Annotated in this window: 20 protein-coding genes; 10 read left to right on the top strand and 10 right to left on the bottom strand. The window is 47.6% G+C overall.

The features are described 5' to 3' along the window. Positions 1-36: 36 nt before the first annotated feature. On the top strand, positions 37-1716 hold the full coding sequence (locus tag KJS94_RS07145) for a glutamine--tRNA ligase/YqeY domain fusion protein (protein ID WP_214446623.1): 1680 nt from the start codon (positions 37-39) through the stop codon (positions 1714-1716). A gap of 21 nt (positions 1717-1737) precedes the next feature. Here the strand turns inward: KJS94_RS07145 and KJS94_RS07140 are convergent, their stop codons facing one another. Together KJS94_RS07140 and KJS94_RS07135 are read right to left on the bottom strand one after the other, a co-directional pair. Continuing rightward, entirely contained in the window at positions 1738-2304 is a 567-nt protein-coding gene (locus tag KJS94_RS07140; RefSeq protein ID WP_214446622.1) for a GNAT family N-acetyltransferase, read from the bottom strand. A gap of 58 nt (positions 2305-2362) precedes the next feature. Continuing rightward, positions 2363-3703, bottom strand: a complete 1341-nt coding sequence (locus tag KJS94_RS07135; protein WP_214446621.1) for an amidohydrolase — start codon at positions 3701-3703, stop codon at positions 2363-2365. Between the two features lie 108 nt (positions 3704-3811). Here KJS94_RS07135 and KJS94_RS07130 point away from each other — a divergent pair, with 108 nt between their 5' ends. Next, positions 3812-4288: a fasciclin domain-containing protein gene (locus KJS94_RS07130; protein ID WP_214446620.1), complete on the top strand. Its 477-nt coding sequence runs from the start codon at positions 3812-3814 to the stop codon at positions 4286-4288. A gap of 45 nt (positions 4289-4333) precedes the next feature. Here the strand turns inward: KJS94_RS07130 and KJS94_RS07125 are convergent, their stop codons facing one another. Both KJS94_RS07125 and KJS94_RS07120 read right to left on the bottom strand, forming a co-directional pair. After that, entirely contained in the window at positions 4334-5899 is a 1566-nt protein-coding gene (locus tag KJS94_RS07125) for an acyl-CoA mutase large subunit family protein (RefSeq protein WP_214446619.1), read from the bottom strand. A gap of 114 nt (positions 5900-6013) precedes the next feature. Next, a complete protein-coding gene (locus KJS94_RS07120; RefSeq protein WP_214446618.1) occupies positions 6014-6526 on the bottom strand; it encodes a DUF7935 family protein in 513 nt (170 codons plus the stop codon). Positions 6527-6670: 144 nt separating this feature from the next. Here KJS94_RS07120 and KJS94_RS07115 point away from each other — a divergent pair, with 144 nt between their 5' ends. Then, positions 6671-7015 (top strand): HesB/IscA family protein, encoded by a 345-nt coding sequence (locus KJS94_RS07115; protein WP_214446617.1) that lies wholly within the window; start codon positions 6671-6673, stop codon positions 7013-7015. Between the two features lie 116 nt (positions 7016-7131). Here KJS94_RS07115 and secDF read toward each other — a convergent pair whose 3' ends face one another. Further along, on the bottom strand, positions 7132-10230 hold the full coding sequence (gene secDF, locus KJS94_RS07110) for a protein translocase subunit SecDF (protein WP_214446616.1): 3099 nt from the start codon (positions 10228-10230) through the stop codon (positions 7132-7134). Between the two features lie 263 nt (positions 10231-10493). Between secDF and KJS94_RS07105 the strand changes: the two genes are divergently transcribed. The 3 genes from KJS94_RS07105 to KJS94_RS07095 all read left to right on the top strand — a co-directional run bounded on the left by KJS94_RS07105 (position 10494) and on the right by KJS94_RS07095 (position 13820). Next, positions 10494-11816 (top strand): serine hydrolase, encoded by a 1323-nt coding sequence (locus KJS94_RS07105; RefSeq protein WP_239804323.1) that lies wholly within the window; start codon positions 10494-10496, stop codon positions 11814-11816. 1 nt (position 11817) lies between these two features. Continuing rightward, the gene (locus tag KJS94_RS07100) at positions 11818-12540 is read left to right on the top strand and encodes a DUF4397 domain-containing protein (protein WP_214446615.1); all 723 of its coding nucleotides are present in this window, start codon (positions 11818-11820) and stop codon (positions 12538-12540) included. An 89-nt stretch (positions 12541-12629) separates the two neighbouring features. After that, positions 12630-13820: a pyridoxal phosphate-dependent aminotransferase gene (locus KJS94_RS07095; protein ID WP_214446614.1), complete on the top strand. Its 1191-nt coding sequence runs from the start codon at positions 12630-12632 to the stop codon at positions 13818-13820. Between the two features lie 30 nt (positions 13821-13850). Here the strand turns inward: KJS94_RS07095 and coaE are convergent, their stop codons facing one another. The 4 genes from coaE to nusB form a co-directional block, all read right to left on the bottom strand. Next, positions 13851-14462, bottom strand: a complete 612-nt coding sequence (coaE, locus tag KJS94_RS07090) for a dephospho-CoA kinase (protein WP_239804322.1) — start codon at positions 14460-14462, stop codon at positions 13851-13853. Between the two features lie 64 nt (positions 14463-14526). Next, positions 14527-14862 carry a preprotein translocase subunit YajC gene (gene yajC / locus KJS94_RS07085; protein WP_214446613.1) on the bottom strand — a complete coding sequence of 112 codons (336 nt, stop codon included), beginning with the start codon at positions 14860-14862 and terminating at the stop codon, positions 14527-14529. A gap of 75 nt (positions 14863-14937) precedes the next feature. Next, positions 14938-15402: a DUF1573 domain-containing protein gene (locus KJS94_RS07080; RefSeq protein ID WP_214446612.1), complete on the bottom strand. Its 465-nt coding sequence runs from the start codon at positions 15400-15402 to the stop codon at positions 14938-14940. Between the two features lie 33 nt (positions 15403-15435). Then, complete coding sequence (nusB, locus tag KJS94_RS07075) at positions 15436-16359, bottom strand: transcription antitermination factor NusB (protein WP_214446611.1); 924 nt, start codon at positions 16357-16359, stop codon at positions 15436-15438. 315 nt (positions 16360-16674) lie between these two features. Between nusB and KJS94_RS07070 the strand changes: the two genes are divergently transcribed. The 4 genes from KJS94_RS07070 (at position 16675) to KJS94_RS07055 (ending at position 22746) form a co-directional block, all read left to right on the top strand. Next, positions 16675-16956: a co-chaperone GroES gene (locus tag KJS94_RS07070; protein ID WP_214446610.1), complete on the top strand. Its 282-nt coding sequence runs from the start codon at positions 16675-16677 to the stop codon at positions 16954-16956. Positions 16957-17066: 110 nt separating this feature from the next. Further along, positions 17067-18698, top strand: coding sequence for a chaperonin GroEL (groL, locus tag KJS94_RS07065; protein WP_214446609.1), 1632 nt, complete (start codon positions 17067-17069; stop codon positions 18696-18698). A gap of 270 nt (positions 18699-18968) precedes the next feature. Then, entirely contained in the window at positions 18969-20231 is a 1263-nt protein-coding gene (locus KJS94_RS07060) for a metal-dependent hydrolase family protein (protein ID WP_214446608.1), read from the top strand. A 373-nt stretch (positions 20232-20604) separates the two neighbouring features. Beyond that, positions 20605-22746, top strand: a complete 2142-nt coding sequence (locus KJS94_RS07055; protein WP_214446607.1) for a T9SS type A sorting domain-containing protein — start codon at positions 20605-20607, stop codon at positions 22744-22746. 74 nt (positions 22747-22820) lie between these two features. Here KJS94_RS07055 and KJS94_RS07050 read toward each other — a convergent pair whose 3' ends face one another. After that, positions 22821-25640: a PKD domain-containing protein gene (locus tag KJS94_RS07050; protein WP_214446606.1), complete on the bottom strand. Its 2820-nt coding sequence runs from the start codon at positions 25638-25640 to the stop codon at positions 22821-22823. Between the last annotated feature and the right edge of the window lie 120 nt (positions 25641-25760).

Raw genomic sequence — 25760 nt, 5'->3', positions numbered from 1 at the left:
ACAAGCCGTAAATTCGCAGTTCTGCAAATCAAGAGTATGACGGAGATCAGTAAAGAAGAAGAAAAATCACTCAATTTCATTGAAGAGATCATTGAGAAGGACCTGGCGGAAGGAAAATACAATAGTATTTTAACCCGATTCCCACCGGAGCCCAATGGATACCTGCATATAGGCCATGCGAAAAGCATCTGCCTGAACTTTGGGCTGGCCCTTAAGTATGGAGGCCAAACCAATCTCCGTTTCGATGATACCAATCCTGTTACAGAGGACACGGAATATGTTGAAAGCATAAAGGATGATGTTCGTTGGCTGGGTTTCCAGTGGGCCAATGAATTATATGCATCTGATTACTTTGAGTACCTTTATGATTATGCCGTTAAGCTGATCCAGAAAGGACTTGCTTATGTGGATGACAGTTCCAGCGAGGAGATCGCATCCCTGAAAGGTACCCCCACTGAACCCGGAAAGGATAGTCCTTACCGCAACCGCTCTGTTGAAGAGAACCTTAGTCTTTTTGCGGATATGCGTGCGGGTAAGTTCAAGGATGGTGAGAAGGTATTACGGGCGAAGATCGATATGGCATCACCCAATATGCATATGCGTGACCCTATCATTTACCGGATCAAGCATGCCAAACACCATAGGACCGGTGATAAATGGTGCATTTACCCCATGTACGATTTTGCTCATGGACAGAGCGATTCCATCGAGAAGATCACTCATTCCATTTGTACCCTTGAGTTCATTCCCCATCGTCCCTTGTACGATTGGTTCATTGAACAATTGGGGATATTCCCTTCCCACCAGTATGAATTCGCCAGGTTGAATATGACCAACACGGTCATGAGTAAACGAAAATTGCTGCAACTGGTGAACGAAGGGCATGTAAGCGGTTGGGATGATCCCAGGATGCCAACGATCAGTGGGTTGAGAAGGAGGGGATTCACACCGGAGAGTATCCGTGATTTTTGTGACAGGATCGGTGTGGCCAAGCGCGACAACCTGATCGATGTTGGTTTGCTGGAATTCTGTTTGCGGGAACACCTGAACAAGATAGCCCACAGGCGGATGGTGGTTTTTGACCCCTTGAAAGTAGTGGTCACGAACTACCCTGCAGGACAGGTTGAAATGCTCAAATCAGAAGATAATCCTGAGGATCCTGATACCAGTCACCGCGATATCCCCTTCTCTGGTGAATTATACATTGAGCGGGAGGATTTCATGGAGAACCCGCCCAAGAAGTATTTCCGACTAGCTCCCGGACAAATGGTTAGGTTGAAGAGCGCCTACATTATCCGTTGTGATGAGGTAATGAAAGATGATGAAGGGAATGTGACCGAATTGAGGTGTACCTATATTCCTGAGAGTAAGAGTGGGCAGGATACTTCCGGAATCAATGTGAAGGGAACCTTGCATTGGGTAAGTATTTCCCAGGCTGTAAAAGCAGAGGTGAGGTTGTATGACCGTCTGTTCAAGGTTGAAGACCCCAGCAACGAGGAAGGTGATTTCAAATCCTACATCAACCCGGATTCCCTTCAGGTGATCAGTGAGGTATATGCGGAACCAGCACTTACTAAAGCGGGTGAGGGTGACCGCTATCAATTCCTGCGTAAGGGATATTTCGCGCTTGACAAGGATTCTACCCCGGAAAAGTTGGTCTTCAACAGGACAGTTACCCTGAAGGATACCTGGGCGAAAGAAATGAAGAAGAACTAGTAAGAATAGAAAAAGCAGTGGTCAACCCACTGCTTTTTTATTGAAATCCCACAGCACCACTTGCCATTCATCGATATGGTCCCTGGTGGTCAGGATGGTGGTAAATCCAACCCTGGCATGGGCTTTTAGGGATCTTTGATTGCTGGTTGATATTTCCGTGATCACAAAGTCATACCTGTTGCCTAATAGGTCCCGGTGCATTTGGTATAACCCTTCGAATACTCCCATTCCTCTGTATGCTGCAGCTACACAAACCTGTCCCAATACATAGTAACGATAGTGGTTAAGCGGTTTTCCCTTGTATGTCATAGATGCGAAATGGTCAAACATCGGAGCCAGTTCGGGTATCAATGACCTAGTCTCCAGCGGCATAACCAATGCATAACCAGCCAGTGTTTCACCATCCATGGCAATGATGCTGGGTTCAGTGCCGTGCATTGTTTCCAATACTTCCATGCTGTGCTGCAGGGTAAGGAATCCCTGTGCATTTTTCTCCTCTTCGGAGAGATTTCCCTTCAGGTTTACCTCTTGTAAGGCCAGGATCTTTTGAAGGTCTGCTTTGTTGCTTACCTGGCGGTATAGTATCATATTCACTGGAAATAAAAGGCCGGTCACCCGGCCTTTAGCAATTCAAATATGGTTGTTGTCAAAAAGCTTTCTTCCCGGTATTGGTCTTGGCCATCTTAGGATACTGTTGAGCAAAGTCGACCACCAGGTTGCAAAACGCCTTTACCCCAACATCCAGCTGCGAATCGTCAATGAAGAAGTCGGGTGTATGGTGCCCCCCAGCCTTGGCAGAGGTGGTGCCTTTGGGCATACCGCCAACATTAAAGAAAAAGGCCGGGGCTTTCTCACCAAAAAAGGAGAAGTCTTCAGCACCTGTGGTCCATCCCTGGCTGGCAACCTTGTCTGCACCGGCTGATCTCACCAGTGAAGGCACCATTAGTTCGGTTAAGGTAGAATCATTGAAAGTAACCAGGGTCTTGGTATCAATGACTACTTCCACCGTAGCCCCAGACGCTTCTGCGATCTTCTGGGCAGTGGTCCTGATCCTTTGGTGGACATCCTTCTGCATCTCCGCATCGAGGGTGCGGATCGTGCCTTCCAGGACAGCTTCCTCGGGAATGATATTGCTGCGGACACCGCTATGGAACTTTCCCACCGTAATGACAACAGGCGCCTTTACTATGTTTTCCTGCCGGCTTACAATGGTCTGTAAACCGTTTACGATCTGGGTGCCTACCACGATCGGGTCAATGCTACCCCAGGGAGCGGAGCCATGGGCTTGTTTTCCCTTGATCTTGATGGTGAACCAGTCTGAAGAAGCCATGAATGGACCAGCTTTGTATTTGATATTACCCACTTCCAATTGGGAAGAGATATGGATACCAAATACAGCATCTACTTTGGGATTGTCCATTACCCCCTCTTTTACCATTAATGGCGCTCCACCTTCCTCATCACCGGGAGGACCTTCTTCAGCCGGCTGGAAAATAAATTTTACAGAGCCTGCAAGGTCTTTCTTCATTCCTGCCAATACTTCTGCGGCACCCATCAGCATGGCCACATGGGTATCATGCCCACAGGCATGCATTACAGGAACAGTTTGTCCAAGGTACTCTGCGGTTACCGTTGACTTATATGGGACATCCACACGCTCCAAAACAGGCAATGCGTCCATATCAGCACGAAGCGCCACAACAGGACCAGGCTTTCCGCCTTTAAGCAGGCCAACTACGCCGGTCTTGGCTACCCCGGTCTTCACTTCTATGCCCAAAGACCGAAGATGGGCAGCAATGTATTCCATGGTCTTGAACTCCCGGTTACCCAGTTCGGGGTTCTGGTGGATATGCCTTCTCCACTCAATTACTTTAGGAAGGACAGCTTTTGCCTTTGCTTCAATCGCAGCTGCCATGGGCGATTGTGCCTTGACGAGGGTACCAGAGCCTACCAGGATCAAGAGCAGTTTTAAGGTGCGAACAATCATATGGTTTTGTTGTTATATGTTTCGTAATTTACAATTTCTACCCCAGAATCGGTTAGGCTCATAAGGTAGTTAAATGGTGATTTTTTCATCCCAAATAAACATTCACTTATGAGACGCAACACTTTCCTTAGACTATTCACTGTTATGGGAGTTATTGCCATGCTGAATTTAAGCTGTGCACCATCCCTGAGTTCCCTCACCACTCCGTCCAATTTGCTGGGTATGCTTGGAGGCAATGCCAACCTTTCTTCATTTGCTGGCCTGATCAATAAGGTCCCCAGCGTGGGAAAATTATTGGGTGGCTCCAACCCGTTGACCATCCTTGCCCCCAGTAATGACGCCATTGCCGCCCTCGGGCAGGATGCTATTGGTAAACTGACTGGAAGTAAAGCGGGTTTGAAGGACCTTGCCAATATTCTGAAGGGCCATATCATCCCGGGTAAGGTAAATCCTGCAGACCTTGCCAGTGGTACATTGAAATCGATCGGGGGAACCCCGATCAACCTTGGTAATGCAAAAGTTGTTGGGGATGCCATCAATGCGGATAATGGCACCATCATGATGATCGACCAGCTATTAAAGTAAAACCTTGAAATGAAAAAGCCGCTTCCAGTTAAGCGGCTTTTTTATTTACTTGAATTCCCCGAATTCCTTTCGGAGAACATCAGCTATTTCACCTAGTGTACAGAGGCTCTCTACTGCCTCAATGACTACAGGCATGAGGTTTTCGCCGTTAACTGCTTTTTCACGCAGCAGTTCAAGGCAGTTTAAAGCTTTCCCCTGGTCGCGCCTGGCCCGCAAATCTGCCAACTTCTGGCTTTGCAATAAACGAATCGAATCATCTATCTTAAATAATGGGATGGAGTCTGATTCTTTCACCTGGAATTTGTTGACGCCAACGATGATCTTCCCTCCGGTTTCGATCTGCCGCTGGTAATCATAAGCGCTCCTTGCAATTTCATCCTGGATAAACCCTTCCTCAATGGCACTTACGCTACCACCCATGCTATCGATGGTGGCGATCAGGTCCCATGCCTTCTGCTCCAGTTCATTAGTCAGTGCTTCAACATAATAAGAGCCGGCAAGTGGGTCAACCGTATCTGCAATACCACTTTCAAAGGCCACGATCTGCTGGGTCCTCAGGGCGATCCTTGCTGCTTCTTCTGTAGGAAGGCTAAGCGCTTCATCATAACCGTTAGTGTGTAAGGATTGGGTCCCTCCTAATACGGCGGCCATGGTTTGAACGGTTACCCTGCTGATATTATTGAATGGCTGTTGTGCGGTCAGGGTGCTTCCTCCTGTTTGGGTATGGAATCGGAGCATCATGGCCTTGGGGTCTGTTGCTCCCAGCGACTGCATGATCTTCGCCCACATCCTCCGGGCTGCCCTGAATTTAGCCACTTCTTCGAAGAGGTTATTATGGGCATTAAAGAAGAAGGACAGCCTTTTGCCAAATACATTGATATCTAGACCTTTCTCCAGTGCTGCCTGTACATATGCCTTACCATTGCTGAGGGTAAATGCTACTTCCTGCACTGCAGTAGAACCCGCCTCACGGATATGGTAACCCGATATGGAGATTGTATTCCATTTAGGAAGATCCTTACTGCACCATTCAAAAATATCTGTAATGATGCGCATGGAGGGCTTGGGCGGGTAGATATAAGTACCCCTTGCCGCATATTCTTTCAGGATGTCGTTCTGGATTGTGCCGGAGATCTTTTTAAGGTCTGCTCCTTGTTGTTTGGCGAGGGCAACATAAAGGGAGAGGAGAATGAATCCTGTTGCATTGATGGTCATGGAAGTGCTGACATCTTCCAGTTTGATCCCTTTGAAAAGGGTCTTCATATCCTCAAGGCTGTCGATGGCAACACCCACTTTTCCAACTTCCCCTTCTGCCAGCGGGTGGTCACTGTCGTAGCCTATCTGTGTTGGCAGGTCGAAGGCAACACTTAAGCCCATCACCCCCTGGGAGAGCAGGTAATGGTACCTTTTATTGCTTTCCTCTGCTGTGCTGAAGCCCGCATACTGGCGCATGGTCCAGAGCTTGCCCCTGTACATATCAGGCTGGATACCCCTTGTAAAAGGGAACTCACCCGGCTTTTCCTCTGTTTGACCAGCACTGGGCAAGTCGGTCCGGTAATACACTTCCTTGATCTCGATTCCACTGTCGGTGGAGATATTCTTATCTGGCATAGCAAATTGTTCTGAATTGCAATCAATGACATCCGGGTTTGATGGTCAGGATATGTCCATCGCATGGTAAGGCCGTTGATCTAATTGCCGATGGCCTGCCTCACCCCCCATCATTTACATCAACTTCCTTGCTTCATACCGAAGGGCTTCCTGTACCATCTGGTGCATGGATCCCTGGGGCTGGTTCATGATGAATTCAACCAGTTTCTTGTTGAACTCGAGGCCAGTCATTTCATCAGGAAGGATGGAAGCCAGTTGGTTAATGACATGGATATTCTGTTCTTTCAAATTACGGATAGCCTCCCAGGCTTCATTACTAACATAGATCTGCTGGGAAAGGTTATAATCAAATTCCTGCCTGATCGTTTGGGTCAGTAGTTGCTGCATGTCGCGCTTGCCCAGCCCGGGTTCGTTGCTCCTGCTTACGAGGTTGGGGATCGCAATCCTTTCCGCCAGGATAACCAGGCGTTCGTATGCTGCGAGTTTTAGCTGCCTGGAACTGTTGCCATCCTGCTGGGTTGTTGGTTCCGAAACGGATTTTTTGTCTTTCATGTAAAAGAATAGGTAGAGGCCCGCTATTAATGCTACAAGGCCTACCCCGATCAGGATCATGGTTGATGTTGCCATTAGGTGTTGAATTGATGGACAAATTTACTTGCTGGATGATCTTAACAAATTTTTTCTGCCTGTAAAACAAGTGGTTTTTAGCTGCTGCATCCCGAATGGAAACCATATTGGGCAATTGTTGTTATTTTTGCAAAAATGTTATCAATGGAAACTGTGCTTCAAACGCCTGTAACCTTTACCGCAGGAGCTGTTACCGAACTCCACAGACTCATGAACGAACCCGGTTTCGATACTGCCAAGGTATTGAGGGTAGGAGTAAAGGGTGGTGGCTGTTCGGGTCTTAGTTATGTCCTTGGTTTCGACGACCTCCAGGAAGGTGATGATCGATTTGAGATAGAAGGGATCCCTTGCGTAATGGCGAAGTCCCATGGCATCTACCTGATGGGTATGGAGATCGACTGGCAGGATGGCCTCAACTCCCGTGGGTTCACTTTCAAGAACCCGAATGCCAGCAATACCTGCGGATGCGGAACTTCTTTTGCTGTTTAATACTAGTATCGACCTAATTGTAAAGCACCGGCTGTAGCTGGTGCTTTTTTTATTCCTTTTAGTAGAAATAAGAATGCCGCCTTTTCGGGGCGGCATTCTTATTAAGTTTTTATCGATTATGATTTGGCTACAGCGGGCTTGGCTTCTGCCTTGGGGGCATGTGCCATGTCAGCTTCACCCAGTGGCTTATCCTTGGCGAAATCAACCAGGATCGGTGCTGCCACAAAGATGGATGAGTAACAACCGGTGATCACACCGATCAGCATCGCGAAAGCAAAACCCTTGGTCACTTCACCACCTACCAGGAACAGGATAAGGATGGTGAGGAATACCGTAACCGAGGTCATGATGGTACGGCTCAGGGTATTGTTGATTGACTTGTTGATGATCTCCGCTTTGGTGGCCCCTTTCATCAGGCGGCTGTTTTCCCTGATACGGTCAAACACGATCACGGTATCGTTCATGGAGAAACCGATCACGGTCAGGATCGCAGCAATGAAGTGCTGGTCGATCTCCAGGGAGAACGGTACGATATTCTTGAAGAAGGAGAACACGATCAGCGTTACCAGTACATCGTGCAACAAGGCTACGATGGTACCCAGGGAGAACCTCCAGTCGCGGAAACGAATAAAGATATAGAGGGCGATCACCAACAGTGACCAGAAGGTAGCCCACTTCGCTCCGGACTTAAGGTCGTCGGAAATGGTCGCATCTACGCGCTTGGAACCCTGAAGGTATTTACCATCGAATTCATCAGCCGTTAATCCTGCAGGCAGGAAAGGCTTCAGGCCTTCGAACAGCTTATTCTTCACTTCAGCATCGGTCTCTACATTGGTCCTTTCGATCAGGTAGTCTGTGGTAATATCCAGTTGGTTGGTTCCACCATAAGTCTTTACAATGGGGAACTTACCAAATGTTTTATCCAAGGCATCCCTTACCTCATCAGAGTTTACAGGCTTGTAGAAGTTAACGATATAGCTACGGCCACCGCTGAATTCAACACCCTGGTTGAAACCATTGATGAGCGCTCCGATACCCAGCAGTACAACAAATGCAGAGATCACATAAGTAACCTTACGGTACTTGATGAAATCGTAGTTAGCATTCTTGAAGATATTACGGCTGATATTGGTGAAATACTTGAAGTGACGATTTTTGTTGGTATAGAAATCTGTAACCAGCCTTGAGATCAGGATACCGCAGAACAAGCTCAGCAGGATACCCAGGATCTGGGTGGTAGCAAAGCCCAATACAGGACCTAATCCAAAGTAGAACAGGATGATAGCGGTCAGCAGGGTAGTGATGTGACCATCCAGTACCGGTGCCAGTGAGCGGCTGTAACCGTCGGTAACCGCTTGCTGGTAGCTCTTGCCCCTGGTCAGTTCATCCTTGATCCTTTCGAATATGATTACGTTGGTATCTACTGCCATACCGATGGTCAATACCAGACCGGCGATACCCGGGGCAGTAAGGGTAGCATTCAATGCGCTCAGTACCCCAACGGTAAAGAGCAGGTTCAGGATCAGGGCAATATTGGCAACCCATCCTGCTGTGTTGTAGTACACCAGCATCAGGATGAAGATCACAGCAAACGCAATGGCAAAGGAGAGGGTACCACCCTTGATGGCTTCCTTACCCAGGGTAGGACCTACCACCTGCTCCTGAACGATCTTGGCAGGCGCATCCAGCTTACCACTCTTCAGGATGTTGGAAAGATCCTGGCCTTCCTGTACACTGAATGAACCGGAGATCTGTGAGTTACCGCCGGTGATGGGCTCGTTTACGTTGGGGGCAGAGTATACAATATCATCCAATACAATGGCGATAGCGCGACCAACGTTGTCACCGGTCATTTTCGCCCAGATCTTTTCGCCCTGCTTGTTCATGGTCATGTTAACCGTAACCTGGCTGGTAACAGGGTTAAAGTCCTGGTAAGCATCAGTGATGTATTCCCCCTCCAGTTTAGCCTTCTCAGTACCGGGAACGGTCTTGATGGCATAAAGGGCAACATAATCCAATACCTTACCGGCCTGGTCTTTCTCAGGCATGCCATACAGGAACTTTACATCACCGGGAATGTTGTTTTGAACGGCAGGATTGTTCAGGTAAGATGAAACCAGGGAAGTATCCTTAAGGGCTACATAACCAAGGTTCGGTGCGAACTCTGGACGACCATCTTTATTGGCATCAGATGGCGGGATGAATTGGATGGAGGTCAGCAAGGGGTGGTCTGCTTTTGCTGCATCAGCAGTTTGGGCAGTCGCCTTGGTGGTATCCTTCTTCAATACATCAGCCAATGATTTGTTGGTAGTATCCGTTGCGGCTTTGGCTGCAGTATCTGTTGTAGTCGCAGTGGTGGCAGTACTTCCTTTCAATACAATTGCAAGGGCATTATCGGCCGCTTCCAGGCTCTTGTCTAGTTCACCAATATTGTACACTTCGAAGAACTGCAGGTTAGCAGTAGACTGCAAATATTTCCTTACACGCTCAGGGTCAGATGCACCAGCCAGTTCCACGGTGATGATACCTTTATTCTCATCCAGGCTGATATTGGGCTGGGCAACACCGAACTTGTCGATACGCTTGGTCAATACATCATAGGTCTGCTTCATGGCTGCATTGGCCTGGTCGCGGATATAAGCAACCACAGCGTTTTCATTCGCGTCGATCTTCAGTTTGTTGCGGGTGCTGTTGGCAAACAATGGCGCCATGTTCACACCGGGATTCACTTCCTTGAAAGATTGTGCAAACAGGGTGATGAAGTCTGCATCGCTATTCACTTTGCGGCGGGTAGCTTCTTCCAGTGCCTTCTTCAATGCAGGGTCATTCGGGTTATTGCTAAGCCCTTTGATCAAACCATCGAGGGCAACATCCATGGTCACGTTGATACCTCCCTGTAGGTCAAGACCTAATAACAACTCACTTTCCTTAGCTTTCTGATAAGACTGACCCCACCAGGTTATCTTCACATCGCGGGTGCTGTCAAGCAGTCTTCTCAGTCGGCTCTTCTTGATCTCATCCAGGGTGTCCTGGTAGAGGGCCTGCATTTCTTTGTTTCCAGGGTACTTCTGTTCTGCAGTAGGGAAGGTTTTCACATACTTCATTGCCTTTTCTTCCATGGCCGCCTCGTGCTTGTTGACAAACCATGTAAAGGAAAGCTGGTACAAGGAAATCAGAATTAGGATCGCAGCAAAAATGCTTACCAGACTTCTCATTGCAATTCTTGTTTCGTTTTTTGTTAAATTTTAAAGAGTGGCAAATATAGGATTTACGATGAAATATTGACAGGTTGGCCAATGAATTGTATGAAATGCGCAAATTAAGTTGGAATAAAGGTTTTCAGCCATTCCGGGGTACTTATGTGGCAAGCAAAACTGTCATGGTATTAGTAAAAAAAACTATGTATTCCATTCTGTTCGTAAGGGCCTTTCGTTAAAAGGTCATTTTTTTGCTAACATTGGGCTCAAATTCAAACCTGATGATTGGTAGAGTGACTGTGGTTGCCCTGTTGATGAGCGCTATTGGGTGCAAGGCGCCCCAGTCAATGGTGAAATCCGTAAGTACCGATAGTGCCAGGGTGGAATCGGCTCCTGTTGTCCCACCCATCATCCGCCATGGCAAGACGGACAAGTTTATGGAGGAATTGCTGGCGGCTTATCCCCAATACTTTAAGGAGATCATGGAGCAGCGCAATGCGTTCAAGGTTCAGGTGATCTACACCCAGATTGACCGGAAAAAGGACAATAGCCCAACCTTTACTTCTCATTACTTCAATGTTGACGACCAGGCCTATTTCTATCCTGCTTCAACAGTGAAGATGCCCATTGCCATACTCAGCCTTGAAAAGCTGAACCAACTGAAGGTGGCAGGGGTGGACAGGAATAGCGCAATGATAACCGATACCTCCTTCAGCGGGCAGACCAGTGTGTACAATGACCCTACCAGCCCGGATGGCAAACCGAGTGTGGCGCATTACGCAAAGAAGATATTCCTGGTGAGTGATAACGATGCGTATAACCGCCTGTATGAGTTCCTCGGGCAGGAGGGCATCAACAGGTCGCTTCAAAGCAAAGGCTTGAAGCATTCCGCTATCCATCACCGCCTGGAATTGGCCTTGACGGAGGAAGAGAACCGCCAAACCAATCCCATTCGTTTCTTCGGTGATACCGGTCAGTTGGTTTATGAACAGCCTGCCCAAAGAAGCAACGAGAAGTTCAGGCACAGGCATGATTCCATTGGCCTGGCACATTACCGAAAAGGTCAATTGATCAACCGGCCACTGGACTGCTCGGCCAAGAATAAGTTTCCCCTTGATGAGCTGACCGCCGTTTTGAAAGCGGTAATGTTCCCGGATGCCGTAACAGCAGGGCACCGTTTCAACCTGACCGAATCAGATATCCAATTCCTCTGGCAGTATATGTCGCAACTGCCATCGGAAACAAAATACCCATCCTACGATTCAACCTTGTATTGGGATGCCTATGTTAAATTCCTTCTTTGGGGCGCTGAAAAAGGAAAATTACCAGACCATATCCGGATCTTTAACAAGGTAGGGGATGGCTATGGATTCCTGACTGATGTGGCCTATGTGGTGGATTTCCGCAACAATATAGAGTTCATGCTGAGCGCTACCATCTACTGTAACAGTGATGGCGTAGTGAATGATGACCATTATGATTATGAAACAGTAGGCTTTCCCTTTATGAAGCACCTGGGGGAAGTGATCTATCAACACGAGTTGAAACGGCCGAGGGCAGTGGTGCCAGACCTCAGCCGCTACCAAATGAATTATGACAAGTGATATGAAGCGGTTGTATTTTATATCGGGTATTGTTGCCTTCCTGTTGGTTGCTACGGGTTGTTTGAAAGAAGAAGATAACATCGGCAATGGCCCCAGGGCCTACCTGTCTATCGTGAATGCCGGACTGGGTAGTCCTGGCATCAGGCTTTTTACTGATGGGGAAGCCGTGAATGAAACAGCCGTTGAATTTGGCGGTTCAACGGGAACCAGCACCAACTCTTACCTGAAAGTGAAACCGGGCGTGCGTTTGATGACAATAGAAGCTGTAGCAGGACAGCCTGCCCTGGACAAGAATTTTTCCTTTACGGCCGGAAAATATTTTACCCTCCTTCAATACGATACATTCAGGGTGAATAGCGCCTATTTGCTGTTAACGGATGACGACCTGCAACTGAACGACACCCTTACGAATGTGCGCTTTACCAATTTGGTTGCCGGCAGTAATGCCCTCGACCTGATACTGATCAAGAATGGCGATACCATCAGGGTAGCCAATGATGTTGATTATTTTGGCATGCAAACTACCGTTAGTAAGTCGTTTGAAGTAAAGTTCTACCCAGGAACCTACAGGATGGAACTACTCAGTGAAACAGGAACGGTATTGAGTTCCGAAGATGTTGACCTGGCCGTAAAGACAGGCTATTCGTTGATCGCCATCGGTGAAAGGGAAGGTACAGGAGAACGCAGGCCAAGGATGATGCTGGTGGCCCATCAAGCCTTCTGATCAAAATCCTCAGGAAAAGCAAGTGCATTTCATTATTTTTGAAGATTGTCAAGCAATCGTTTTTTCATTCAACCAACTATTCCAACACAATGGCACTTTCATCTCGACTCCAAAAATTCAGTGAGCCGGAAACTTTGAGAATGGCCAAGATGGGCCGTGAACTTAGGGCTAAGGGTTTTGATGTGATCGACCTTTCCCTTGGTGAACCAGATTTTGATACCCCGCAACACATCAAGGAAGCTTTGAAGAAAGCTGTTGATGAGAACTGGAGCCATTATCCCCCTGTGGCAGGTTATCCTGACTTGAGGGAAGCTGTTTGCACCAAGTTGAAGCGCGACAATGACCTTGAGTATAAACCTGAGAACATCCTTGTTTCTACAGGCGCCAAGCAAAGTATTGCTAACCTGATCATGGCTGTTGTGGACAATGGTGATGAGGTGATCATCCCTACACCTTACTGGGTATCCTATTCCGAGATCGTAAGGATGTGTGATGGTGTTCCCGTGATGATCAGGACCAAAGCTGAGGACGGCTACAAAGTAAAACCTGAGCAGGTAGAGGCAGCCATTACGCCTAAGACAAAGCTTTTCATGTTCTCTTCGCCCTGTAACCCAACAGGTGCTGTGTATAGCCATGATGAACTGGAAGCGTTGGCCAATGTTTTCCGCAACCATCCCGAGATCTACATCATGAGTGATGAGATCTATGAATACATCAACTATATTGGCAAGCATGAAAGCATTGCCCAGTTCGAGGACCTCAAGGATCGGGTGGTGATCATCAATGGTCTCAGTAAAGGCTTTGCCATGACCGGTTACCGCCTGGGCTATATTGCCGGTGCACCGGATGTTGTGAAAGCATGTGAAAAGATCCAGGGCCAGATCACCAGCGGTGCCAATGCAGCTACGCAGAAAGCAGCAGTGATAGCCCTTACAGCCGATCTTACTCCCAGCAGGGAAATGGTGAAGGAATTTGAAAAGCGCAAGAAGCGTATCATGGAAATGCTGAAGGAATTACCCGGCGTTACCTGCAATGAACCCGATGGTGCTTTCTATGTATTCCCCGATATTTCCTATTATTTCGGTAAGTCAGATGGCACTACCACCATCAGGAATTCTGATGACCTGTGTTTTTATATCCTGGAGAATGCCTATGTAACAACGGTTACTGGAAAGGCATTCGGGGAAGAGAACTGCATCAGGATAGCTTATACGAACAGCCTACCAAAGATCGAGGAAGGTATGACAAGGATCAAGAATGTCCTGGCTAAATTGAAATAAGGACCAATCGATAGAAGGGAGCATCCATGATCATTCATGGATGCTTTTTTTTTGCGCCAGGCGGCAAAGTTCTTCGTGTATCTGCAAAACCTGTGGAATGACCAGTTGCTGGTCGTCGTTCACTATAACGTAATCGCATAACCGCATTTTAATGGTTTCGCTGATCTGGTTGCGCATGCGTTGCAGCACTTCTTCCCGGGTTACCTTATCCCTTTGCATCACCCGGTGGGTGCGGATATGCTGTGGGGCATACACACCGATGACATAATCCAGTTGTTCCTGGGTACCGCTTTCAAAGATCAGCGCAGCCTCCTTGATCGCATAGGGGGTATGCTGTTGTTGCATCCATTCTTCCCCATCCCGTTTAGTGACAGGGTGGACCAGGCTGTTCAGTTCTTCCAGTTTTTCCTTGTTGGAAAAAACAATGGCCGAGATATAAGGTCGGTTGAGCTTGCCATTGATATAGGCTTCTTCACCAAAATGGGCGATGATGGCCTTTTTGAGTTCATCATCTTCTTCCATCAGTCTTTTGGCAGCAGTATCTGCCAGGTAGATGGGGATGCCGATAGTGTTGAATACCCTTGCTACAGTGGATTTCCCACTGCCTATACCGCCGGTAATGCCAATTCTAAGTATAGCCATAACTCAGCCTAAAATAGAAAAAGTCCGGCAGCTTTGGCCGGACTTTTCATTCAGTGTAGAAACCTTATTTCTTTTCAGCTACTGCTGCAGCATTCTTGTTTACGTTCTGGGTCCATTCAAGGGAGATCGCACTCTTCTCCACCTTGATATAGCTACCAGGGCTGGTTTCCAACAGGATGGTGCCATCTTCGTTCACCTTGTTCACCACGCCATGGATACCGGCAATGGTAACGATCTTGTCGCCCTTCTGCATGTTTTCCTGGAACTGCTTGGCCATTTTGGCTTTCTTGGCCTGGGGACGGATCATGAACAGCCAGAACACCAGGATCATACCTCCCAGTAAAACCAACTGCATGGTTGCGGCTGAACCACCTGCTGCCTGTAATAATAAACTAGTCATTGCTATTTGTTTTCAGATTTTCAGTTTGTAAAGAAAGGTCTTTTTGGCGGAATTCCATCCAGCGACCCCAAAGGCTTATTGAACCGGCTTGGGGTCAACTTCCACCTTGAATTGGAGGATGTGGTTGGTTCCACCAAAAGTATTCGCTTCAACATAAAGCGTCTTGTGGTTCATACCCTGGCGGCCATTGCTATCGAAAGTAGCCCTGATCGTGCCTTCCTGACCGGGGGCAATGGGTTCTTTAGGGGGCTCTGCCGCTGTACAGCCACAACTGGGACTAACCCTTGTAATGATCAGGGGCTTATCACCGGTATTGCGAAACTGGAAACTTACTTCCAGCTTTTGCCCTTCCTGGATCTTCCCGAAATCCTTGTCGTTTTCGAGCCAGGTGATTTTGGTAAAGGCGCTTGAGTCGAACATGGGCTCCAGTCCTGCATTGGCGGGAGAGGGGCTATTGCTCACATTACCTGTTGACTTGGCATTCCTTTCACAGGAGGCCATGATGGCTAAAAGGGAAAAGAGGATAAATGCGTTGCGCATCGTAAAAGTTTGGTGCAAATTTAAGGTGCCCGGTTATTTCCTGAAACTCACTTTGTGTAACCTGTTTTCCTTTACCAGGTCTTTGTGGATATTGTCCAGTATGCCGTTAATGAATTGCCCGCTCTGAGGGGTGCTGTATTCCTTAGCCAGGTCAATATACTCATTGATGGTAACCTTTGGTGGAATGGTTTCGAAGAAAAGGAATTCACATACCCCCATCTGCATCAGGATCATATCCAGGGTGGCGATCCGCTCCGGGTCCCAGTTCTTCAGTTTGGGTTTGATCATTTCCAGGGTGATCTCCTTTTTCTGGCCAACGGTCTCCAGCAGGCCTTTGGCAAACTGCCATTTTTCCTTGCTGAGGATCTCCTGGAAATCATAAGTGCCGGGCTTGGCAAGGTAATGAAGGATCAGTTGGTTGGCCATATCACAGTCATCATCCCAGTTGTTGAAATGCTCCTCCAGGTGGCTGGTGAAGTTTTCACTGGTGATCAACAGGTTGTTGTAAATGAACTCGATGATGGAACGTTCTGATTTGGGTTCACGGCTGGCTTCCTGGATATAGGCCTTGTATTCAGGGGTCTCTGTCAGTTCCAGGTAGATCTTGCGGACCAGTTCCTTATCCATGTATTTTTCAACATGGGTAGCATCAATGGCTTTCTGGAGGGAAGCATCCTCCAGCATTTTCCACAACAGGGTGTTACCGGCGATCTTGGTATTAACGCTGAGGTCTTCAGCAGAGGGAAGGTGCTTGGAAGCCCTGATCCTGGCATCAGATTCAGCATATCGGGCAACTTCAGTAATAAAGTGGATCATATAGACCAGCAATTGCCTGGTCTGTTCGAATTGCTTTTCGAGGAGCTTTAAAGGTTCTCCGGGTTTTGTGCTGTTTTCCATTGTTTCCAATGCATAGAGGGTTTGCATCACTTTAACCCGGATATTTCTTCTGCTGATCATGCCTGCAAGAACTTTGTTGAGCCGGCAAAGCTACGGGATTTCCCCGCTCCTGCCAAAATGGTAAAAGAGGATTAACATTTGGCAAGCAATTGAATAGCAAGTTGTAGGACTGCCAGAATTGCTGAAATTTTGACACCCTTAGCGTCCCGGATCGCTTCATACTGACGCATATGCGGTTGTTTGGAAGGGGATTCCTGCAAAAATGACCTTGTTTAGTCCTGTTGAACCAATTGGCATATAATTCGTTGAACATTCGGCACTCGCACCTGAAAAGGTGTAAAAACCAATTCTCACACAATTAAAAAACCAAATAATATGGCTAAGAAGTTGAACATTACTCCTTTGCACGACAGGGTTGTGGTAAAGCCAGCCCCTGCTGAAGAGAAGACCGCCGGTGGTATCATCATCCCCGATACTGCCAAAGAAAAGCCCCAGCGTGGCACCGTTGTTGCTGCCGGTAATGGCAAGAAGGATGAGCCAATGACCGTAAAGGTTGGTGACACTGTATTGTATGGCAAATACGCCGGTACTGAATTGCAATTGGAAGGTGTTGACTACCTGATCATGCGCGAAAGCGATATCCTGGCCATCGTATAAGACCATAGGCCGGATCCTGGCCGGAGCATGTGCTTCTGAAAGGATTATCCAACAAAAAAAATAGGTCAACCTGACCATATATCAAACATCAAACTTCAAACAAACCCAATATGGCTAAGCAAATATTCTTCGATATTGAAGCCCGTAACAGGATGAAGAAAGGGGTAGATACCCTGGCCAACGCGGTAAAAGTGACCCTGGGTCCTAAAGGCCGTAACGTTGTTATTGAAAAGAAATTCGGTGCACCTGCCGTAACCAAGGATGGTGTTACCGTTGCTAAGGAAATTGAACTGGAAGATCCCATTGAGAACATGGGTGCCCAGATGGTGAAGGAAGTAGCCAGCAAGACTGCAGATGTTGCCGGTGACGGTACTACCACTGCAACTGTTCTTGCCCAGGCCATCATCACCGAAGGTCTGAAGAACGTAGCAGCAGGTGCCAACCCAATGGACCTGAAGCGTGGTATCGACAAGGCTGTTGAAAAAGTGATCGATGCCCTGAAGGCGCAAAGCCAGACCGTTGGTAACGATACCAAGAAGATCGAAGCCGTTGCTACCATTTCTGCCAACAACGATCCTGAGATCGGTAAGCTGATCGCTGAAGCGATGGCGAAAGTGGGTAAGGATGGTGTGATCACTGTAGAAGAAGCCAAGGGTACCGATACTACTGTTGAAGTAGTAGAAGGTATGCAGTTCGATCGCGGTTATATCTCTCCTTATTTCGTTACCAATAGCGAAAAGATGGAAGCTGAACTGCAGAACCCTTATATCCTGATCTACGACAAGAAGATCAGCGCTATGAAGGACATCCTGCATATCCTGGAAAAAGTTGCACAGGGCGGTCGTCCGCTGGTGATCATCAGCGAAGACCTGGAAGGTGAAGCACTGGCTACCCTGGTGGTAAACAAACTGCGCGGAACCTTGAAGGTAGCTGCTGTTAAGGCTCCTGGCTTCGGTGACCGTCGTAAGGAAATGCTGCAGGACATCGCTATCCTGACCAAGGGTATCGTGATCAGCGAAGAGCAGGGTTACAAGCTGGAGAATGCTGACCTGAGCTACCTCGGACAGGCTTCTTCCGTAACTATTGACAAGGACAATACCGTTATCGTAGGTGGTAAGGGTAAGAAAGATGATATCCAGGCCCGTATCAACCAGATCAAGGCCCAGATCGAAGTGACTACTTCTGACTACGACCGTGAGAAGCTCCAGGAGCGCCTGGCCAAGCTGAGCGGCGGTGTGGCTGTACTGAATGTAGGTGCTGCTACCGAAGTGGAAATGAAGGAGAAGAAAGACCGCGTGGATGATGCCCTGCATGCTACCCGTGCAGCTGTTGAAGAAGGTATCGTTCCTGGTGGTGGTACTGCGTTCATCCGTGCTATCAGCGCCCTGGATGGTTTCCGCAGCAGCAACGAAGACGAGAAGCTGGGTGCCCAGATCGTTCGTCGTGCACTGGAAGCCCCCATCCGCACCATCGTTGAGAATGCCGGTCTGGAAGGCAGCGTGATCGTGAACAAGATCCGCGAAGGAAAGGGTGATTTCGGTTTCAACGCCCGCACCGAGCAGTTCGAAAACCTGCTGAAGGCTGGTGTTATCGATCCAACCAAGGTTGGTCGTGTTGCCCTTGAGCATGCTGCATCTATTGCAGGTATGTTGCTGACCACTGAGTGCGTGATCGCCGACAAGCCAAAGGCTGAAGCTGCTCCTGCCATGCCAGGTGGTGGAATGGGTGATATGGGTTACTAATCAAATGGTAAACTTGCCAGGTTCTAGTGACCTGGAATACATAAAAGACCCCGGCTCTAGCGGCCGGGGTCTTTGTTTTTCCGGAAAAAAATGAGGGTTTGCAGATATTGGAATTTTCGTCCATTTAATAAATTTGTACTACCATAACCGACCCATTAATCCCGCTGCGGGCGGGATAACCGGCGAGACCGGTTACTTGGGTTCAACCCTTTTTCCTAAATGTCAGCCCGTAGGGTTCCCCCTACGGGTTTATTATTTTATTCTTGTAGTATGAGACAATTACTTCCCCTCTTAATGGTCATGCTTGGCTTACATGGTATTGCCCAGCCATCCGGGCAGGATAAGGTATGGTTACTTAAGCCAGACCGGGTATTCGATGGTGTTGAGATGCACGAAGGCTGGATGGTGTTGATAGGGAATGGGCGCATCATCGAAGCGGGACCAGCCATTGTCCAACCCAAGGGGGCAACTGTTGTGGAACTTAAGGGGCATACCTTATTGCCGGGTTTGATCGAAGGGCATAGCCATTTGTTCCTCCATCCTTACAACGAAGTGAGCTGGAACGACCAGGTATTGCTGGAGTCAAGGGCCGAAAGGACAGCGAGAGCAGTTGTACATGCCCGTAAGACACTTGAAGCAGGCTTTACCACTGTGCGCGACCTGGGTACGGAAGGGGCAGAGTATGATGATGTAGGGTTGAAGCTTGCGATCGGGAAGGGAGTGATTCCCGGGCCAAGGATGCTGGTCGCTACCAAGGCCATTGTGGCAACGGGATCCTATGGCCCGAAGGATGTGAATCCCGATCATGACCTGCCCAAGGGCGCCGCCGAGGCAGATGGCGTGGAAGGACTGGTCAGGGAAGTGAGGACCCAAATAGGAAAGGGGGCTGACCTGATCAAGATCTATGCGGATTATCGCTGGGGCCTCAACGGTAAGGCCGAACCGACCTTTACGGAAGAAGAGTGGAAAGCCATTGTGGCAACGGCTTCCAGCAGTGGACGGCAGGTAGTGGCCCATGCCTCAACACCGGAAGGCATGAATCGGGCCATTATGGCCGGTGTGGCGACCATCGAACATGGGGATGGGGGAACGGCAGAGACCTGGAAATTGATGAAGGAGCGATCCGTTGCCCTTTGTCCGACCCTGATGGCAGGGGAGGCCATTGCATCCTACCGTGGGTGGCGCAAGGGGCAGGATGCAGAGCCGGAGCGCATCACCGCCAAGAAGAAAAGTTTCCGGGAAGCGTTGGAAACTGGGGTGACCATCAGTTTTGGTGGCGATGTCGGGGTCTTCGCCCATGGGGAGAATGCCAAGGAGATGGAGTTGATGGTGGAATATGGCATGCGCCCGCTGCAGGTGCTGCAATCCGCCACCAGTGTGAATGCAGCCTTGTTTGGGTGGGGTGACCAGCTAGGTCGTGTAAAGCCAGGTTTCCTGGCCGACCTGGTAGCGGTGGAAGGCGATCCTTCAAAAGAAATAAAAGCTATGAGCAGGGTTAAAATGGTGTGGAAAGAAGGGGTGAAGGTCAGATAGACAAGATCGGTTACTGGACGGGGTGAGAAAGGCCTTTGAAAATCTTAAAAGGGGAATCGCTGATTCCCTTTTTATTTTGCATTATAAATTATTTGTATCTGTAAGGACTAGCCGAATTTGGGCATCGTAAGATTACTATTCCCAAAACTGGGTATATTTTTTCTTTTGTTTTTTCTGAAACCCTTGATAAATAAGGGTTTCAGGGCTGTTAGCAATAATGTGAAAAAAAACTTATTCTGGATGGTTTTAATATTTCGGTAAAACTTCTATTTTTGTTTTGACCTCTGAAGAATCTTCTCTATCCGTCTCCATTATCCCTAATTGAATTTCCCTCTGTGTTAAGATTCGGTGTACCACAAAAGAAAATGGGATTATGAGACAAAGTTTACCTTCATTAGGCCGTTACCTAAGCTTTCTGTTCTTCTTTATTATTATTATCAAATGTGCTTATTCTCAGCACGTAGAAATGGATAGTTTCCCAAGGGCTAAACAGCTTTATCCAAGGGATCTATCTACTAATAAGGCTAGAGTTGCAATCCAAGGAAGACTCGTTGCAACTTCAACTTTTGAAAATGTTAGAATAAGAATTTGGAGAGATTTTAATAAAAACAATAATTATGATGATGATGGTTTACCAGTGGTTGATTCTATTTTACCCTTAGATGCTGGGTTCAATTTTAAGTACATTTATTTTCATGAAGCTAAGACTTTTAATTATAGATACCGTTTAGAGGGAAGAAGGTTTGGAGTAGGTTATTGGGATTGGTTGAGAAATACCCAGAACTCAACTGTCGTTGCTGATGATGTTGTTGCTGGTGATGCTTACATCATAAATGGTCAATCCAATGCTGAAGCAAGGAGAAGACCTGAAATGACTACTTTTTTTAATTCTGTTGATTCAGTATTTGTCCGTGTTTTAGGCGATGGGAATATTACACTTCCTTTGGATGATCAATGGAGAAATGGAAGTGGAAGTGTAGCCTGGAATCAGGATGGTAACGTAGGAATGTGGGGTATGCGGTTGGCACAAATGATCATACAGAAATATGATGTCCCTGTTTGCATTTTTAACGGATCATATTTCTCAGAAGATATTGATTATTTCCTTCCTTCCTTCACAGGAAATGGAAATACCTTAACGAATAACAACTACACAAGGCTTTATGATAGGGTTCGTAGAGCAGGAATGTTAGATAAGATCAGGGCAATTTTTTGGTACCAAGGGGAAAATGATGCATATCCATTAAATGCCTCTCCGGTCCCAGGTAAAACCAAAGAGCAGTACAAGAGTTTATTTGATCAGTTATACCAGCGCTGGAAGCAGGACTTTATTGGGGTCAACCGTGTTTTCCTTTTTCAAGTTAGAACAGGATGTTTTTCTGGACAAACGGATGCCATCCGTATTCAGCAGGCTCAATTTGAAATAGCCAAGGAAAAATCAGATATTACTTTAGTTTCTACTAGCGCTATTCCCCAATTAGTTGAATCTGTAACACCTGGTCAGTTTTGCCATTTTGATTATGAAATCGGATATAAGGTAATAGGCCAGAGGGTATTTAATTTAGTTGATCAGTTACTTTACGGCAATAATATTATAGTACAAAATACAAGGACTCCTATCCCAGGAATGATCACTTTTTCGGGTAAGGACGGTATAACTGCCCTAGCTAATCAAATTACCATTGATCTTCAACCTTCGACAGATAATTTTTCATTTATAGGTACTGAAGTTGATAATTTGTTATTATTCAGATTAACTGGGGGAAATTATCAATTGAATGGATTAGCAATCAATGGGAATAAGCTAACAATAAGCTTTTCCGCATTGCCAGGTACCCAGAATAATCCTACTGGTATTAGCTATTATAACTACGGTGGTTCAACAGTTAATAGGGGAATTATTAATGGTAATGGAATTGGCTTGGTAGCTTTCGATCAATTAACCATTGATTTAGGCGTACTCCCAACCGACCCTTTGTCTTTAAGGATAAATCAAAATGGGACATTCAACGATATAAGATGGGATGTGGACGGAAACGAAGATTTTGAATCTTATGTAGTAGAGCGGAGTGAAACGGGCACCAACTTCACGGAGATCGGCAGTATACAGTGCAATGGTAGGCCGGGTAAGATTAGCTATAGCTACCTTGACAGCAAGCCCAACTCACTGAAGAACTACTACCGCATTCATGCCATTCGGAGGAATGGGAACGGCCTTTACAGCCAGGTGGTGGTGGTGAACAACAAATTGAATACGGTGCCTGGCATTACCGTATTCCCGAACCCTGCGGCTGAAAGGGCCAATGTTAGGTTAACCCTGAGGAATGCCGGTGATGGTTCCATCACTTTATTTGATGTGTCCGGCAAGACCCTTTCCACCCGTAAGCTGCAGTTCCAGAAGGGAACCAATACCTTCTCTGTTGGGGAGTTGTTAGACCATGGCGCCGGGGTGTACATCATCAAGGTACAAACGGCAACGGAAATCTATCAGACCAAGGTGATCAGGGTGAAATAGACCGAATCAATACCTTCATAAAAGAAAATAGCGGCCTGGGGCCGCTATTTTTATGGGTGCACGTCTCATAGGGATCATAACTTCTGGAACTTCTTTATGATCGGTTGCTGGTCTTCGAATTGCAATGACAATACGTAGCTTCCGGCTACCAGGTTGGCTAGGTTATAATTCCTCGTAAGACTGGTGCCTGTCTTGGTAAACTCGTCTTTATAAACGATCACTCCCGTGATGGTGTAGATCTTCACAACGGCCTTACCCGTCAGCTGGTCATCCCATTTCAATGTCATGTTGGATTGAACAGGGTTGGGGAAGGTCTTGAATGCGGCTGTTGGGATCTCACCCATGGCGCCTTTCACCACTACACTAACCGTTCCCTGGTTAACAGCTCCCTTGTCATCCTTAAGGGTCAGTTGGAACGTATAGGTACCCGGAACCAGGCCAGAGGCTTTGGCTTTGGGGGAATTGCTGTTCGTCAGCTTAATATTGGATGGTCCATTCACCATTTTCCATTGGGCCATGGTGATCTTACCGTCGGGGTCGTAGGAGGCCTCGCCATTCAGGTCAACCTCATTGACAGGTAACTGTACTTCGATCACCGCTTCCGTAACAGCAACGGGGGCCTGGTTCAGTTGGGGTATTACGTTGATCCTTAAGGTATCGCGACCTTTCAGCCCACTGTTATCGGTTACTTCCAGTTGGAACAGGTAGAATCCCTCTTTCAGGTTGGTGATCCTGGTTTTTACCGCATTGGGGTTGTTGATGTTGGCGCCGGCAGGACCAGCTACCTGTGACCAGGAATAGGACCTGATGCTGCCATCCGGATCGGATGAGGCTTTACCATCCACTGAAGTAGTATTATCCGGTAATTGTATGTTTTGGTCAACGCCCGCATTGGCAATAGGAGCCTTCCCGTTGATGGGGGCAGCGCTAACCTCCATGATCATCGTTGCAGCGCCGGTTAATTGGTCATTATCCTTTACTTCTAGTTTGAAGGAATAGGTACCAGGAACCAGGTTGCTCACTTCGGTAGTGGCATTTCCAGGATTCGCAATAACGGCCTGGTTGGGTCCGCTAACCTGGCTCCAGGCGTAAGTTACGATCTGGCCATCAGGGTCATAGGAATCAACCCCATCCAAAACAGCCTTGGGGGCAATAACTGTTTGCTTGCTGCCCGCATTGGCTACAGGTGCTTGTTTCTCCGCTGCAGCTGACTGGGGCCTTACCGTAACATTGATGTTCTTACTGGAAGTTCCTCCACGGTTATCCGTTACGGTTAGTTGTATGGTATAGGTTCCTTCAATCAGTTTGCTAACAGTGACCTTTTCCCCGGTGGCAGCGCTGAAACTTGCAGCAGCAGGCCCTGACAGTTGTCTCCAGGCATAGGTGGTGATCGTTCCATCGATATCGGTGGAGGCTGAACCGCTAAGGGCAATGGAATCATTCGGCAGGTAGATGGTCTTGTCTGAACCCGGTTCGGCTACAGGCGGTTGGTTAACCGTTACCCATACCGTTGTTGATCCGGTTGCTCCTTTGTTATCTGTCACCTGCAGGCTGAAACTATAGTTACCCCTTACCAGGTTAGAAGCTGTCAGGTTTACTGTATTGGCACTGGTCAGGGTTGCCGTACTCGGTCCTGAAACCTGTCGCCACAAATAGGATGCAATACTGCCATCAGGGTCGCTGGAGGCGCTTCCGCTAAGCGTAAGCGCATTTTGCGGCAGATGGATGGTTTGGTTGCCACCTGCATTGGCTACCGGGGCCTGGTTGGTAATAACAGCCTCATTTACCAGGACGCTTATATCATCTGTTGCTGTAGCTCCTTTATCATCGGTTACGGTCAACCTGAAGGTATAAGTACCCATCACCAGGTTGCCGATGGTGGTCTTGGCCAGGTTTGCATCAGAGATGGTTGCGGTATTTGGACCAGATACCTGCCTCCAGTTGTATTTTACAATTGAACCATCTGCATCGGTACTGTTGCCGCCATTGAGGGTGGCAGTATTGGCAGGAAGGGTTACCGCGATGTTGGCACCCGCATTGGCGGTTGGTGCCTGGTTGGTTGGGGTAGGGCTGGGATCAACAGCGCCAGTGATGAAGTCATTTAAAGTTGCATTGTCGTTACCTACTTTAACCCTGTCGTAATATACTACCCTGGAAGAGGTAAGGGAAGTTCCACTATTCCAAACCCACTTGTAAATGCCGATCTTCCAATAGGGAGGAAGGGCGCCGAGGTAAAAGTTACGGCCGATCCTGTCCAGGATCTTTACTCCATTCTTCCAGATGCGAACGATACCATCGGTCTGCCAGGATGGTGAATAATATACTACCCAGTCGGTCCATTCACCCGCTTTCCAGGTGCCCAGGTCAATGTATTGCTGCTTTACATTCTTGTTGCCGTAAATATTGATATCGGTTGAATCGTAGCGAAGGTCGAGGTACCAGTTGCCATTCCTGATCGTCAATGCCATAGGAGGGGAGAAGGTGCTTCCGCCGCCGGTGGGTTCATAGTGCCACTGGGAAATGATCTCGTAAACATTGTCCTGTTTGAAATCGGCAGGAAAATAAGTGCTGAACTGGTACCACTTCCATTGAGGGTCTTTCAACTTGTAATTGAAAACCAATTCAGCCCTGGTGCCAGATGCGATCAGGGGATCGGTATCCCTTAATTCCATCCTCACCGCCTGGGTTCCGGAACGCACTACAGACTTGTCGAGGTTCATGCTATAACTGCAACAGGCGTGAAAATACTCCCAACCGCTATTGAATGTGGTACCTTCGAAATCAGAGATGATCTTAACACCAGTCTGGGCTTTCAAAGGGGTTGCAGCTTGCAGGAGAAGTATGAGTAAAGCGCACAGTACGCCCCTCAATTGGTAGGGTACAAATCTTTTCATACAACATTGGATTTACTGGTGAAAAATTTACAATATCTGTGCCAATTCATAGTTTTCAGCAATCTGGTATGGTTCCTATAAATAAATGTCGCTGCCATGAAATCCTTTGCTGTAAAGGGT

Source organism: Flavihumibacter rivuli, from assembly GCF_018595685.2.
Lineage (GTDB): Bacteria > Bacteroidota > Bacteroidia > Chitinophagales > Chitinophagaceae > Flavihumibacter > Flavihumibacter rivuli.
The sequence above is the reverse complement of the archived record's forward strand: the minus strand, read 5'-3'. Positions and strand labels throughout refer to the sequence as shown.